The organism is Micromonospora sp. DT81.3 (assembly GCF_049847225.1).
Lineage (GTDB): Bacteria > Actinomycetota > Actinomycetes > Actinomycetales > Microbacteriaceae > Microbacterium.
On record NZ_JBNCNY010000004.1, the window covers coordinates 126,923 to 140,371 of the forward strand.

Below are 13,449 nucleotides of genomic sequence, written 5' to 3' on the forward strand. Positions count from 1 at the left end.
GAGGCCGGGCGACGCCGGACCTCACAGCTCCGGATCGACGACGTCGACCCGCACTCTGAGTGTATTCCGCGGCGTGCGTCCCTTCACCGCGCGGCGGGACCGCAGCGCCTCGCCCACGACCGAGGAGCGAAGGCTCGCGGTGACCGCGGATCCGCTGGCGTAGTCGAAGCGCACCAGGGCGCGCGCGGTGGGGATGTCGGCGCGGGGCTCCTCGTCGGGGAGCGGTCCGAGCACCGCCTCGCCCGGCAGAGCCGGAACGGCATCCCGCAGCGCCCCGAGGGCACGATCCACCGAAATCGGCGCCCCCTCGACGAGCGCGACGCGGTACGCCGGCGGCATCCGCAGCGGTGCGCGCTCCGCGAGCTCGGCGCGGGCATAGGCCGACTGGGTCCAGGTCGCGAGTGCGCGTGCCACCGCGCCCGTCACGCCCACCAGGTGCACGGGCGCGCCGGGGGCCGCCAGGGCGGCCGCGTTCGACCACCACCGAAGGCAGGATTCGCCGATGCGCAGCGACTCGGCGAGCAGCATCCGGTCGCCGTCGAGCAGGATCACCGCTCGGTAGCCGCCGTCGGCGAGGGGCTCCGCGCCGCGCGTCGCCACGACGAGCGCCGGTCGCGCATCGACCCGGGTCACCTGATGATCGCCGTCGGCGAGGATGACCCGTACGCCGGGGAAGGCGCGGCCGAGCTCGTCCGCCGTGCGCTCGCTGCCCGAGGACGCGAGCCGCAGCTTCGTGGATTCGCAGTGCGGACACGCCCAGGCGTGCGCCGCCCGCCCACACCATCCGCACACCGGCACCGCGCGGGGGCCCGGTGCATGCAGCGGACCGGCGCAGGCGGCGCACCGGGCCGGCTTGCGGCAGTCGCCGCAGACCAGCACCGGGGAGTAACCAGGACGGGCCACCTGCACGAGCACGGGGCCCGTCTCCAGGGCCACTCGTGCCGCCCGGAAGGCGGCGGAGGGAACCCGGGCGGACCGGGACTCTCCCTCGTTCGATGCGCTCAGCACGACCTTCGGCGCCGCCCGCCGGGTCGCCGCGATCTCGCGCACCCAGCCGACCGCCACCAGCCGCTCCACGTCGGTCGTTCGGGTGTGGCCGGCGAAGAGCAGGGCGCCGCCGTCGAGTTCCTGCCGCACCAGCGCCGCGTCCCGCGGATGGACGTACGGGGCGAGCGGCTCCTCGAGCAGCGGGTCACCGTCGTCCCATACGGCCACGAGGCCGAGCTCGGCGACCGGGGCGTACACGGCGGATCGGTTGCCGATCACGATGCACGCCGCGTCGCCGAGTGTGCGGAGGAACCCGCGGTACCGCTCGGGATTCGGTCGCCGCGCGTCGTACCGCACCAGGGCGCCGTCGGGCACGACCCCATCGAGCGCCGCCTCGAGCTGCTCCTGATCCCGGTAGTCCGGAACGATGAGGATCGCGCTGCGGCCCTCCGCCAGTACGCGCACGGCCGCGGCGGCGAGGATCGTCGCCCACGCGCCGACCTGGCCGCCCGCCGGTGTCACGGCGGGACCGGGCGGTGCGTCCAGCGCGAGCCGCTCCCCCGCGACCAGTCTGTCTGCCAGCCCCGCGAAGGGCGTCAGGGCACGACCGGCCCAGTCGCGGGCCTCCTCGGAGACGGCGGGCATCGGCGGCGGATCCGCCGCGAGCCAGGCCTTCTCGACCCGCACCTGGCGCTTGGGCACCACGAGACGCAGGATGTCGCTCGCCGATCCCGCCGCTCGATCCGCGACGCGGCGCGCCAGGGCGTACAGCGATCGCGGCAGCACCGCGGCGTCGGAGACGACGGCATCGAGCTCTGAGAGCGGGCGCTCCGCGTCATCTGCCTCTCCGACCTCCACGAGGAAGGCATCCACGACCCGTCCCGCAGTGCGCAGCGGCACCCGCACGCGCACGCCCGGCCGCGCCCCTGCGGCGAGGTGATCGGGGATCGCGTAGTCGAAGAGTCGATCGAGCTGCGGAAGCGGTGAGTCGATCAGCACGCGTGCCACGCGCCGCGGCATCGCTACCGCCCCGGCGAGAGGCGGAGCCATCTCGTCAGAGCCCGGAGGCCGCGCGAAGCTCGTCGACGCGGTCGAGACGCTCCCAGGTGAAGTCCGGCAGCTCGCGGCCGAAGTGCCCGTAAGCGGCCGTCTGCGCGTAGATGGGGCGCAGCAGGTCGAGCCGGTCGATGATCGCCTTGGGGCGCAGGTCGAATACCTCGAGGATCGCTCGGGTGATGGCGTCGTCGTCGAGGTGACCGGTCCCGAACGTCTCGACGTACACGCCGACGGGCTTCGCCTTGCCGATGGCGTAGGCGATTTGCACCTCGAGGCGGTCGGCGAGGCCGGCGGCGACGGCGTTCTTCGCGACCCACCGCATCGCGTATGCGGCGGAGCGGTCGACCTTGGAGGGGTCCTTGCCGCTGAACGCCCCGCCCCCGTGCCGTGACGCCCCGCCGTAGGTGTCGATGATGATCTTGCGCCCGGTGAGCCCGGCGTCCCCCTTGGGTCCGCCGGTCACGAACGGGCCGGCGGGGTTGATGTAGAACTTGACATCGGGAAGTTCGAGCCCGGTGGACTCGAGCACCGGGTCGATGACCTCCGCGCGCACCGCGGCCCGGAGCGCCTTCTGCGAGATGTCGGGGTGGTGCTGAGTGGACAGCACGACCGAATCCACGGTCTTGGGAACCTGGCCGTCGTAGCCGAGCGTGACCTGCGTCTTGCCGTCCGGCCGGAGGAAGGGCAGCGCCCCCGAGCGGCGAACCTCGGCGAGGCGCTCCGCCATGCGGTGCGCGGTCCACGAGGCCATCGGCATGAACTGCGGGGTCTCCGTCGTCGCGTAGCCGAACATGATGCCCTGATCGCCGGCGCCCTGCTCGTCGTGGGGATCGATGGATCCGCCCTCGCGGCGCTCGAACGCCTTGTCGACCCCGGCCGCGATATCGGATGACTGCGCGCCGATCGAGACGCTGACCCCGCAGGAATCGCCGTCGAAGCCCGTGTCACTCGACGTGTAGCCGATGCGGTTCACCACCGCCCTCACGATGGCGGGGATCTCGACGTATGCGCGCGTCGACACTTCGCCGGCGACGTGCACCAGGCCGGTGGTGACCAGCGTCTCGACCGCCACTCGACCGAGCGGATCCTCGGAGAGGATCGCATCGAGGATGCTGTCGGAGATCTGGTCGCAGATCTTGTCGGGGTGTCCCTCGGTGACGGACTCCGAGGTGAACAGGCGCAGCTCTGTCATCGATGCTCCAGGTTGGCCCGGCTCAGCCGCCGGGGCGGGCTCGAGTTCGGGTGCGGGTCCGCACCAGTATGCCCCCCGGCACCGACATGGCGGTGCCCGGATGCAGCTGTGTGACGCTGTGCGCGCCGCAGCACGCTACTCGATGTGGCGGAGGCGGAGCTTGTCCTCGTTGATCTCGTGCAGCGCGATGGTCAGCGGCTTGTCCTCGACGGACGAATCGACGAGCGGACCGACGTTGTCGAAGAGGTTTCCCTCGTGCAGGTCGGAGTAGTAGTCGTTGATCTGACGCGCGCGCTTGGATGCGTAGATGACCAGCTGGTACTTGGAGTCGACCTTGTCCAGAAGGTTGTCGATCGGCGGGTCGATGATGCCCTGGTTCTTCGTTCCGGCCATGGCGAAACCTCCTGTGTACGTGACGGATGTCGGTGAGAAGCGGCGGCGAGTTGTGCGCGCGCGACGCCCTGGGACGGAGCTCAGGAGGCGTTGCGCGCGTGCGCCTGCACCAATTCTACGACCTCGCGGGCCGCGGAGGCGACGTCGTCGTTCACGACGCGGTAGTCGAACTCCCCTTGAGCGGCCAATTCGGTTCGTGCGGTGCGCAGCCGCCGGGCCCTTTCCTCGGCGTCTTCGGTGCCGCGGCCGATGAGCCGCTGCACCAGTTCGTCCCAGCTGGGAGGCAGCAGGAACACGAGCGTCGCGGAGGGCTCGGCCTCGAGCACCTGACGGGCGCCCTGCAGGTCGATCTCCAGCAGCACCGTCTGCTGCGCGGCGAGAGCCCTCTCGATCGGCTCCCGCGGCGTGCCGTAGCGGTACTTGTTGTGCACGGTCGCGTGCTCGAGCAGCGCCCCGGACTCGATCAGGCGGTCGAACTCCGCGTCGTCGACGAAGAAGTAGTGCTCGCCGTGCACCTCGCCGGGGCGGGGCGGCCTCGTGGTCGCCGAGACCGACAGATGGATCTCTGGGAAATGCTGCTTGATGTATGCGGCGACGGTCCCCTTGCCGACGGCCGTCGGTCCTGCCAGCACGATCAGCCGGCTGCGGCCGGGGCGGGGCCCCGGTTCGGGCAGGCGGTCATTCAGCCATCGGCCGAGATCGCGGCGCTGCCGCGCGCCCAGCCCGCCGAGCCGCTTGACCGGGGAGATGTCGAGGGCGTCGAGGATGCGGTCGCGCTTGCCCTCGCCGATGGCCGGGATGCTGGTCAGGAACTCGGTGACGCGCATCGTTCCCGCCGGGGACGACGGGTCGGCGTATGCACGCCGGAGCAGCTCCTGAGGCGAGACGACGCGGGTGGTGACGTCGCGCTTGAGGCTCGCGCGCGCGCGGCGGGCGGCGACGGCCTTGCGGGATGCGGCGACACGGTCGACCTCGGGTGGTCGCTGGCCGTCAGCCATGGGTGCTCCTGTACTGCTTGACGCGGGTATCGATTGCCGCCGCCATCCCATCAGCACCCGACGACAGCAGGCTTCTGCTCTCCGATGCGATGACGGACGGCGCGGTGGGTCCGAAAAGGCTGTCGAGTTCTTCCGGGCGGGCGCCCTGGTGGCCGAACCCCGGCGCGAGGATCGGAGCCACCGGGCTGATCGTCTCGGGCAGGCCGGCGAGCCCTCTATCGACCGTGGCGCCGATCACGAAGCCGATGCCGGCCCACGCGCCGTCGGGCGTCGCGGCGGCGTTGAAGGCCGAGACCTCCCTCACGATGTGCGCGGCGACCGTCCGGCCGACGGCCGATCCATCCTCCGGGGAGAGCACGGCGCGCTGCAGACCGACGGCCTCCGGGTTGCTCGTGGCCGCCAGCACGAAGATGCCCTTGCCGTTCTCCAGCGCGAAGCGGAACGTATCGGCCAGCGCTCCGATCCCGAGGAAGGGGTTCACCGTCATGGCGTCGGCCTCGAGCGGGGACCCGGGGGTCAGCCACGCACGGGTGTACGCCTCCATGGTGCTGCCGATGTCGCCGCGCTTGGCGTCGGCGATCACGAGCAGGCCGGCCGCGCGGGCCGCGCCGAGCACGTCCTCGAGCGCGGCGAAGCCGGCGGATCCGTAGCGCTCGAAGAACGAGACCTGCGGCTTGACGATGCCGACCCGGCCGGCCGCGGCATCCACCACCCGCAGGCCGAACTCCCGGGCGCCGGCCGCCGAGGCATCCAGTCCCCACTCGGTCAGCAGCCGCTCGTGCGGATCGATGCCGACGCACAGCGGTCCGGTGCTCGCCAGTACCTCGCGCACCCTCATGCCGAACGCCGGGGCGCCGCTCATAGGCGTGCCGCCCGCTCCACCGCGTACTCCTGCAGGCTCTTGACGTCGTACCCGGCGCGGACGGCGTCGAACGAGCTCACGGCCGCGCCGAGCACGGCCATGGTCGTGAAGAGCGCCTTGTCGGCCGCCACGGCGGCGGCGCGGATCTCGTAGCCGTCGGCGCGCGCCGACCGACCGCTCGGCGTGTTCACGACGATGTCGATCTCGCCGGCGTTGATCAGGTCCACGATGTTCGTGGCGCCGGACTCGAGGGTGGCGCTGTACTTGTTGACCACTTGCACCGCGATGCCGTTGCGGGCGAGGATCTCGGCCGTCCCCTCGGTCGCGACGAGCGTGAAGCCGAGCTCCTGCAGCCGGTGCGCGGGCAGGATGACGGCGCGCTTGTCGCTGTCGGCGACGGAGATGAACACCGTGCCCGAGAGGGGCATGCCGCCGTACGCGGCCTCCTGGCTCTTGGCGAACGCGCGGGGGAAGTCGCGGTCGATGCCCATGACCTCTCCGGTGGAGCGCATCTCGGGGCCGAGCACGGAGTCGACCGTCTGACCGTCCTTCGTGCGGAATCGCTTGAAGGGCAGCACCGCCTCCTTCACCGACACCGGCGAGTCCAGCGGCACCCGGGAGCCGTCGATGACCGGCAGGAGCCCCTCGTCCTTGAGCTCGGCGATCGTCGACCCGGCCATGATGCGGGCGGCGGCCTTGGCGAGCGGGATGCCGAGCGCCTTGGACACGAAGGGCACCGTGCGGCTGGCGCGCGGGTTCGCCTCGATGACGTAGAGCACGCCGGCGCTGATCGCGAACTGCACGTTGATCAGGCCCTGCACGCCGACGCCCTGCGCGATCGCCAGCGTGGCGTCGCGTACGCGGTCGACCTCGGTGCGACCGAGCGAGATGGGCGGGAGCGTGCAGCTGGAGTCGCCCGAGTGGATGCCGGCCTCTTCGAGGTGCTCCATCACTCCGCCGATGTAGAGCTCCGAACCGTCGTAGAGGGCGTCGACGTCGAGTTCGATGGCGTCGTCCAGGAAGCGGTCGACCAGCAGCGGCATCCCGGGGCCGACGATCACCTCACCGGCCGTGCGCACGAAGTAGTCGCGCAGCGACTGGGTGTCGTAGACGATCTCCATGCCGCGGCCGCCGAGCACGAAGCTCGGCCGCACGAGTATCGGATATCCGATGTCCTCGGCCACCTTGACCGCTCCGTGCACATCGATGGCGGTGCCGTGCCGCGGCGCGAGAAGGCCGGCGGCATCCAGGATGTCGCTGAACAGCTGACGCTCCTCGGCGAGGTCGATGGCCTCGGGACTCGTGCCCAGGATGCGGTAGCCCGCCTCCTCGATGCCCTTGGCGAGGCCGAGCGGCGTCTGCCCGCCGAGCTGGCAGATGACGCCGTAGATCTCACCCGAGGCGCCCTCGGCGTGCAGCACCTCGAGCACGTCCTCCAGGGTGAGCGGCTCGAAGTACAGGCGGTCGCTGGTGTCGTAGTCCGTCGAGACCGTTTCGGGGTTGCAGTTGACCATGACGGTCTCATACCCGGCGTCGGAAAGCGCGAACGATGCCTGCACGCACGAGTAGTCGAACTCGACGCCCTGCCCGATGCGGTTGGGGCCGGAGCCGATGATGACGATCTTGCGGCGGTCCGACGGCTCCACCTCCGTCTCGAAGTCGTAGCTGGAGTAATGGTAGGGCGTGAGTGCGGGGAACTCCCCCGCGCACGTGTCGACCGTCTTGTACACGGGGCGCAGGCCCAAGCCGTGCCGCAGGCCGCGAATCTCGGCCTCTCCCGTGCCGCGCAGCTGCGCGACCTGCACGTCGCTGAAGCCGTGCTCCTTCGCGATGCGGAGGGTGTCGGCATCCAGCTCAGAGGCGGCGCGCACGAACTCGGCCACCTCGTTGATGAGCACGATCTGGTCGAGGAACCACGGGTCGATGCCGGTGGCCTCGAACAGCTGCTCCACGGTTCCGCCGAGACGGAGCGCCTGCTGCACGGCGATGATCCGCCCGTCGGTCGGGGTCCTGGAGATCTCGATCAGCTCGTCGACCGTCAGATCGCCGGTCCCTGAGCCTGTCGAAGGGTCCCCCCAGTGGAAGCTCGATCCCCGCTTCTCCAGAGAGCGCAGCGCCTTCTGCAGCGCCGTCGCGTAGTTGCGCCCGATCGCCATGGCCTCGCCGACCGACTTCATGGTGGTCGTCAGCGTCGTGTCGGCGGCGGGGAACTTCTCGAACGCGAAGCGCGGGACCTTCACGACGACGTAGTCGAGCGTCGGCTCGAAACTCGCCGGCGTGACCTTGGTGATGTCGTTCGGGATCTCATCGAGCCGGTAGCCGATGGCGAGCTTCGCGGCGATCTTGGCGATCGGGAAGCCGGTGGCCTTGGAAGCGAGCGCCGACGAGCGCGACACCCGCGGGTTCATCTCGATGACGATCACGCGGCCGTCGGCGGGATTGACCGCGAACTGGATGTTGCAGCCGCCGGTGTCGACGCCGACGGCGCGGATGATGTCGATGCCGATGTCGCGCAGGTTCTGGTACTCGCGGTCGGTGAGCGTGAGCGCGGGCGCCACCGTGATCGAGTCGCCCGTGTGCACGCCGACGGGGTCGACGTTCTCGATCGAGCAGACGACCACGGTGTTGTCGGCGGTGTCGCGCATGAGCTCGAGCTCGTACTCCTTCCATCCGAGGATCGATTCCTCCAGCAGCACCTCGTGCGTCGGCGAGTCGTGCAGGCCCGCGCCGGCGATGCGGCGCAGGTCGCGCTCGTCGTACGCGAAGCCGGAGCCGAGACCGCCCATCGTGAAGCTCGGGCGCACGACCAGCGGGTAGCCGAGTTCCTCCGCGGCGGCGAGGCACTCGTCCATGGTGTGCGCGATCCGGCTGGCCGCGACATCCGCCCCCGCGTCGAGCACGAGCTGCTTGAAGATCTGGCGGTCCTCGCCCTTGTTGATGGCCTCGAAGTTGGCGCCGATCAGCTCGACGTCGTACTTCTCCAGGATCCCGTGGTTGTGCAGCTCGATCGCGGCGTTCAGCGCCGTCTGGCCACCCAGGGTCGGAAGGATCGCGTCGGGCTTCTCCTTCGCGATGATCGTCTCGAGCACCTGCCAGGTGATCGGCTCGACGTACGTCGCGTCGGCGAAGTCAGGGTCGGTCATGATCGTCGCCGGGTTGGGGTTCACGAGGATGACGCGAACGCCCTCCTCGCGCAGCACGCGGCACGCCTGTGTGCCCGAGTAGTCGAACTCGGCCGCCTGGCCGATCACGATGGGACCGGAGCCGATGACGAGCACGCTGGCGATGTCGTCGCGCTTGGGCATTACTTGTTCCCCTCGGAGAGGTCGGTCGCTGACGCTTGGTCTCGCTGCGGGCGCTCATCGATTGTGGTCAGCACGAGCTCGGCGAAGCGGTCGAAGAGGTAGTTGGCATCGTGCGGTCCTGCGGCGGCCTCGGGGTGGTACTGCACGGAGAAGGCCGGGATGTCGAGGGCGCGAAGGCCCTCGACCACGTTGTCGTTGAGCCCGACGTGGCTGACCTCCACCCGCCCGTAGCCGTTGGGGCTGTCGGTGACGCCCTCCAGGGGCGCGTCGACGGCGAAGCCGTGGTTGTGCGCGGTGATCTCCACGCGTCCGGTCTGCTTGTCGAGCACCGGCTGGTTGATCCCGCGGTGGCCGAAGGGCAGCTTGTACGTGCCGAAGCCGAGCGCCCGCCCGAGCAGCTGGTTGCCGAAGCAGATGCCGAAGAACGGCAGCTTCTCATCCAGCACGCCCCGCAGCAGCTGGACATGGTCATCGCTCGCGGCGGGGTCGCCGGGGCCGTTCGAGTAGAACACCGCGACAGGCTCGATCGCGAGCAGCTGCTCGAGCGTCACGTCCTGCGGCAGCACGTGCACGTCGAATCCCCGGGCGGCGAGATTGTTGATCGTGGCCTGCTTGACGCCGAGGTCCAGTACGGCGAGGTTGCCGATCTTCTGAACCGTCGCCGCCGTCACCTCCGCGGCCGGCACGGAGACGGATGCCGAGAGGTTGAGCCCGGCCATGTTCGGTGCCTGGGCGACCAGCGCCAGCTGGGCGTCGGCGCTCAGCGCAGCCGCATCCCCCGAGAAGATCCCGCCGCGCATGCTGCCCGCCGAGCGGATGTGGCGCGTCACGGCGCGGGTGTCGATGCCACTGATGCCCACGACGCCGTCGGTGACGAGCGCGTCGTCGAGGGACTCCTCCGACCGCCAGTTCGAGACGATGCGGGACGGGTCGCGCACGATGTACCCCGAGACCCAGATCCGCCGCGACTCCTCGTCCTCGGCGTTCATCCCGGTGTTGCCGATGTGCGGTGCGGTCTGCAGCACGATCTGCCCGGCATACGAGGGATCGGTCAGCGTCTCCTGGTAGCCCGTCATCCCCGTTGCGAACACGACCTCGCCGACCGTCGTGCCGCGCGCGCCATAGGCGCGGCCGTTGTGGCGGGTGCCGTCCTCGAGCACGAGCACGGCGGGTTCGGGGCTGCGGAGGGAGGCTGCGAAGGCGGAGGTCATTATTCCTGTCCCGTCTGGGGCTGATCGGCGCGGCGAGAGGCGTCGGTGATCGGTGGGGTTCCGCCGGGAGGCAGCAGCTGCGCGATGGCATCGAGCACCGTCGCCGGGTCGGCATCCTGCACGCGGAAGTAGCTGTCGGCGGTCACCTCGTCGGTGACCTCCCAGGCGAGAAAGGGAAGTCCGCCGGGCTCCACCACCCGATCGATGGTCCAGGTGGCCCGGCCGACGGCACGGAGGCGGTCCCTGGCGACGAACACCCGCGGGGCGCCCGGCATGTCCAGCGCGACACCGGCGCTCGTCACGGTGACCGTGACCCGCGAGCGGAAGGCGAGGGGGCGGATGCTCAGGCGGTCGAGCGGCCTGTCGTGCGCGGTCGTCGCCACGTACAGGCCCTCGGCGGTCGCCAGCACCTCCGCGCCGGCGGGGATGTCGCCGAGCGGCGCCTGCAGACCCGCGTCGCGGCCCCTCCGGCGACGCCAGCCCCACAGCATGGCGACGAGGACGAGCAGCGCGACACCGACCATCACCAGCACGGCGGCCTCGCGCGTCATGCGCGCACCCCGTGCTCGGCGAGGACGCCGTCGGCGACGGTCGGCGCCCCGCGGTGGATCGTCCACACGACGCGACCAGGCAGCTCGGTGCCGAGGTAGGGCGAGTTCCTGCTGCGGCCGTGCAGGTCGGATGCCGAGAAGACGCTCGTGGTGCGCGGATCGTAGAGCGTCAGCTCGGCGGGCTGACCGACGTCGAGAGGGGTGCCGTGACCGTCCAGCAGTCCGATCCGCGCCGGCGTCTTCGACAGCACGCGCGCGACGTCGGCCCACGACAGCATCCCGGTGTCGACGACGGCCGTCTGCACGACGTGCAGGGCGCTCTCCAGCCCCACCATGCCGTTGGCGGCCGCCGGCCATTCGCACGTCTTGTGCTCGGAGGGATGCGGAGCGTGGTCGGTGGCGACGATGTCGATCGTCCCATCGGCGAGGCCCTCCCGCACGGCGAGCACATCCTCCTCGCGACGCAGCGGCGGGTTGACCTTGTACCGGGCGTCGTAGCCGCGCACGAGCTCCTCGTTCAGCAGAAGGTGGTGCGGGGTCACCTCCGCGGTCACGCGGATGCCGCGCTTCTTGGCCCACCGGATGATATCCACCGAGCCCGCTGTGGAGAGGTGGCAGACGTGCAGGCGCGAGCCGACGTGCTCGGCCAGCAGCACGTCGCGGGCGATGATCGACTCCTCGGCCACCGCCGGCCAGCCGGCCAGCCCGAGCTCGGCCGACACGGCGCCCTCGTTCATCTGGGCGCCCTCGGTGAGGCGCGGGTCCTGGGCGTGCTGGGCGATCACGCCGTCGAAGGCCTTCACGTACTCGAGCGCTCGCCGCATGATCAGCGGATCCCAGACGCAGAAGCCGTCATCGCTGAAGACGCGAACGCGCGCGCGGGAAGACGCCATGGCGCCGAGTTCGGCGAGTCGCTCGCCCTTCTGGCCGACCGTCACGGCGCCGATCGGCTGCACCGTCGCGTAGCCGGCTGCCTCACCGAGGGCGAGTTCCTGCTCGACGACTCCGGCGGTGTCAGCCACCGGTGAGGTGTTGGGCATGGCGAAGACGGCGGTGAATCCTCCGGCGGCGGCCGCGCGGGTGCCGGAGAGGATCGTCTCCGACACCTCGTAGCCCGGCTCGCGCAGGTGCGTGTGCAGATCGACCAGCCCGGGAAGCGCCACGAGTCCGTCGGCGTCGATGCGCGTCGCGCCGGCGCGTGAGAGCCCGGTGCCCGCTTCCACGATCCGGCCGCCCTCGACGATCAGATCGGCGGCGTCGCCGCCCTCGATGCGCGCGCCTGCGATGAGGAGCGTCTCGCTCATCGTCCCCCCTCGTTCGTCAGGTCGCCAGTGAGCAGCAGATAGAGCACGGCCATCCGCACCGAGACGCCGTTCGCGACCTGCTCGAGCACCGTGGAGCGCGGCGAGTCGGCGGCATCCGATGAGATCTCGAGCCCGCGATTCATGGGACCGGGGTGCATCACCATCGTATCCGCGGGCAGCATCGCCAGCCGACCCGCGTCGAGACCCCATCGCCTCGCGTACTCGCGTTCCGACGGGAAGTAGGCGGCGTTCATCCGCTCCAGCTGGATGCGCAGCATCATGAGGGCGTCGGGATCGGCGGCGATCGCCTCGTCGAGGTCGTAGACCACCCGCACCGGCCACGCCGACACATCCTGCGGCACCAGTGTCGGCGGAGCGACCAGCGTCACTTCGGCGCCCAGGGCATCGAGCAGCCACACGTTCGAGCGGGCGACGCGAGAGTGCAGGATGTCGCCGACGATGGTGACCCGCAGGCCCTCGAGGTCGCGCCCGCGGCTCGCCGCCCCGTGCCGGCGCTTGCGCATCGTGAAGGCGTCCAGCAGGGCCTGAGTGGGGTGCTCGTGGGTGCCGTCGCCGGCGTTGACCACCCCGGCGGTGATCCAGCCGCTGGAGGCCAGGGTGCGCGGTGCGCCGGAGGCGCCGTGCCGGATCACCACGGCATCCGCCCCCATCGCCTGCAGCGTCTGAGCGGTGTCCTGCAGGCTCTCGCCCTTCGACACGCTCGAGCCCTTGGCGGCGAAGTTGATCACGTCGGCGCTCAGGCGCTTGGCGGCGGCCTCGAACGAGATGCGGGTGCGGGTCGAGTCCTCGAAGAACAGGTTCACAACCGTCTTGCCGCGCAGCGTCGGCAGCTTCTTGACCTCGCGGGACTGGGTGTCGGCCATGTCCTCGGCGATGTCGAGGATGCCGAGGGCATCCTCGCGCGAGAGCGTCTTGGTGTCGAGGAGGTGCCTCATGACTCGATCGTCCCCTCCGCTGCGATCGACACGAACTCCTCGCCGTCGGTCTCGCGCAGCCGCACCTGCACCCGCTCGTCGCGGGCGCTGGGCAGGTTCTTGCCGACGAAGTCCGGCCGGATGGGCAGTTCGCGGTGCCCCCTGTCGATGAGGGTGGCGAGCCGCACGGCCGCCGGCCGGCCGATGTCCTGCAGCGCATCGAGGGCGGCCCGGATGCTGCGACCGGAGAACAGCACGTCATCCACGAGCACCACGACCTTGCCGTCGATCCCGCCGTCCGGGATGTCGGTGCGCTGCGGCGCACGGGTGGGGTTGCGGTGCAGGTCGTCGCGGTACATCGTCACATCCAGCGCGCCGCACGGCACCGGCTCGTCGCCGAACAGCTCGATCTGGGAGGCGATGCGCCGTGCCAGGGTGACGCCCCGAGTGGGGATGCCGAGGAGGACGAGACCCGCGGGTCCCTTGTTGGACTCCAGGATCTCGTGCGAGATCCGAGTCAGGGCCCGGGCTATGTCGGCCTCGTGCAGCACGGTTCGCGTGCTCATCCGCCGCTCCCTTCTCCGCCTCACGGGACGGTGTTAAAGGTTGCTGGTTGTCTCAGCCTATCTCGGCTCGTCGCTCGCCGAGAATCAGT

At 70.6% G+C, this 13,449-nt stretch carries 11 protein-coding genes; all 11 read right to left on the reverse strand.

Annotation, left to right across the window (positions count from 1 at the left end):
* Positions 1–21: 21 nt before the first annotated feature.
* Positions 22–2,007 carry a primosome assembly protein PriA gene (locus ACPW96_RS10800; RefSeq protein ID WP_425883092.1) on the reverse strand — a complete coding sequence of 662 codons (1,986 nt, stop codon included), beginning with the start codon at positions 2,005–2,007 and terminating at the stop codon, positions 22–24.
* A 34-nt stretch (positions 2,008–2,041) separates the two neighbouring features.
* Positions 2,042–3,235: a methionine adenosyltransferase gene (gene metK, locus ACPW96_RS10805; protein WP_425883094.1), complete on the reverse strand. Its 1,194-nt coding sequence runs from the start codon at positions 3,233–3,235 to the stop codon at positions 2,042–2,044.
* A 135-nt stretch (positions 3,236–3,370) separates the two neighbouring features.
* Entirely contained in the window at positions 3,371–3,628 is a 258-nt protein-coding gene (gene rpoZ / locus ACPW96_RS10810) for a DNA-directed RNA polymerase subunit omega (protein WP_425818287.1), read from the reverse strand.
* Between the two features lie 80 nt (positions 3,629–3,708).
* Positions 3,709–4,626 carry a guanylate kinase gene (gene gmk / locus ACPW96_RS10815; RefSeq protein WP_425818289.1) on the reverse strand — a complete coding sequence of 306 codons (918 nt, stop codon included), beginning with the start codon at positions 4,624–4,626 and terminating at the stop codon, positions 3,709–3,711.
* Positions 4,619–5,488: an orotidine-5'-phosphate decarboxylase gene (gene pyrF, locus ACPW96_RS10820; protein WP_425883096.1), complete on the reverse strand. Its 870-nt coding sequence runs from the start codon at positions 5,486–5,488 to the stop codon at positions 4,619–4,621. The genes gmk and pyrF overlap by 8 nt, the downstream gene beginning before the upstream one ends.
* A complete protein-coding gene (carB, locus tag ACPW96_RS10825; protein ID WP_425883098.1) occupies positions 5,485–8,793 on the reverse strand; it encodes a carbamoyl-phosphate synthase large subunit in 3,309 nt (1,102 codons plus the stop codon). Before carB ends, pyrF begins: the two co-directional genes overlap by 4 nt.
* Positions 8,793–10,004, reverse strand: coding sequence for a glutamine-hydrolyzing carbamoyl-phosphate synthase small subunit (gene carA, locus ACPW96_RS10830; protein WP_425883100.1), 1,212 nt, complete (start codon positions 10,002–10,004; stop codon positions 8,793–8,795). The genes carB and carA overlap by 1 nt, the downstream gene beginning before the upstream one ends.
* The gene (locus ACPW96_RS10835; RefSeq protein ID WP_425883101.1) at positions 10,004–10,555 is read right to left on the reverse strand and encodes a hypothetical protein; all 552 of its coding nucleotides are present in this window, start codon (positions 10,553–10,555) and stop codon (positions 10,004–10,006) included. Before ACPW96_RS10835 ends, carA begins: the two co-directional genes overlap by 1 nt.
* A complete protein-coding gene (locus ACPW96_RS10840; RefSeq protein ID WP_425883102.1) occupies positions 10,552–11,859 on the reverse strand; it encodes a dihydroorotase in 1,308 nt (435 codons plus the stop codon). Before ACPW96_RS10840 ends, ACPW96_RS10835 begins: the two co-directional genes overlap by 4 nt.
* The gene (locus ACPW96_RS10845) at positions 11,856–12,815 is read right to left on the reverse strand and encodes an aspartate carbamoyltransferase catalytic subunit (protein WP_425818301.1); all 960 of its coding nucleotides are present in this window, start codon (positions 12,813–12,815) and stop codon (positions 11,856–11,858) included. The genes ACPW96_RS10840 and ACPW96_RS10845 overlap by 4 nt, the downstream gene beginning before the upstream one ends.
* Positions 12,812–13,360: a bifunctional pyr operon transcriptional regulator/uracil phosphoribosyltransferase PyrR gene (pyrR, locus tag ACPW96_RS10850; RefSeq protein WP_425818302.1), complete on the reverse strand. Its 549-nt coding sequence runs from the start codon at positions 13,358–13,360 to the stop codon at positions 12,812–12,814. Before pyrR ends, ACPW96_RS10845 begins: the two co-directional genes overlap by 4 nt.
* Positions 13,361–13,449: the final 89 nt, after the last annotated feature.

Bases quoted from the DNA above. Each gene is read 5' to 3' on its own strand.
- ACPW96_RS10800 (WP_425883092.1), bottom strand. From the start codon at position 2,007: ATGCCGCGGCGCGTGGCACGCGTGCTGATCGACTCACCGCTTCCGCAG.
- metK (WP_425883094.1), bottom strand. From the start codon at position 3,235: ATGACAGAGCTGCGCCTGTTCACCTCGGAGTCCGTCACCGAGGGACAC.
- rpoZ (WP_425818287.1), bottom strand. From the start codon at position 3,628: ATGGCCGGAACGAAGAACCAGGGCATCATCGACCCGCCGATCGACAAC.
- gmk (WP_425818289.1), bottom strand. From the start codon at position 4,626: ATGGCTGACGGCCAGCGACCACCCGAGGTCGACCGTGTCGCCGCATCC.
- pyrF (WP_425883096.1), bottom strand. From the start codon at position 5,488: ATGAGCGGCGCCCCGGCGTTCGGCATGAGGGTGCGCGAGGTACTGGCG.
- carB (WP_425883098.1), bottom strand. From the start codon at position 8,793: ATGCCCAAGCGCGACGACATCGCCAGCGTGCTCGTCATCGGCTCCGGT.
- carA (WP_425883100.1), bottom strand. From the start codon at position 10,004: ATGACCTCCGCCTTCGCAGCCTCCCTCCGCAGCCCCGAACCCGCCGTG.
- ACPW96_RS10835 (WP_425883101.1), bottom strand. From the start codon at position 10,555: ATGACGCGCGAGGCCGCCGTGCTGGTGATGGTCGGTGTCGCGCTGCTC.
- ACPW96_RS10840 (WP_425883102.1), bottom strand. From the start codon at position 11,859: ATGAGCGAGACGCTCCTCATCGCAGGCGCGCGCATCGAGGGCGGCGAC.
- ACPW96_RS10845 (WP_425818301.1), bottom strand. From the start codon at position 12,815: ATGAGGCACCTCCTCGACACCAAGACGCTCTCGCGCGAGGATGCCCTC.
- pyrR (WP_425818302.1), bottom strand. From the start codon at position 13,360: ATGAGCACGCGAACCGTGCTGCACGAGGCCGACATAGCCCGGGCCCTG.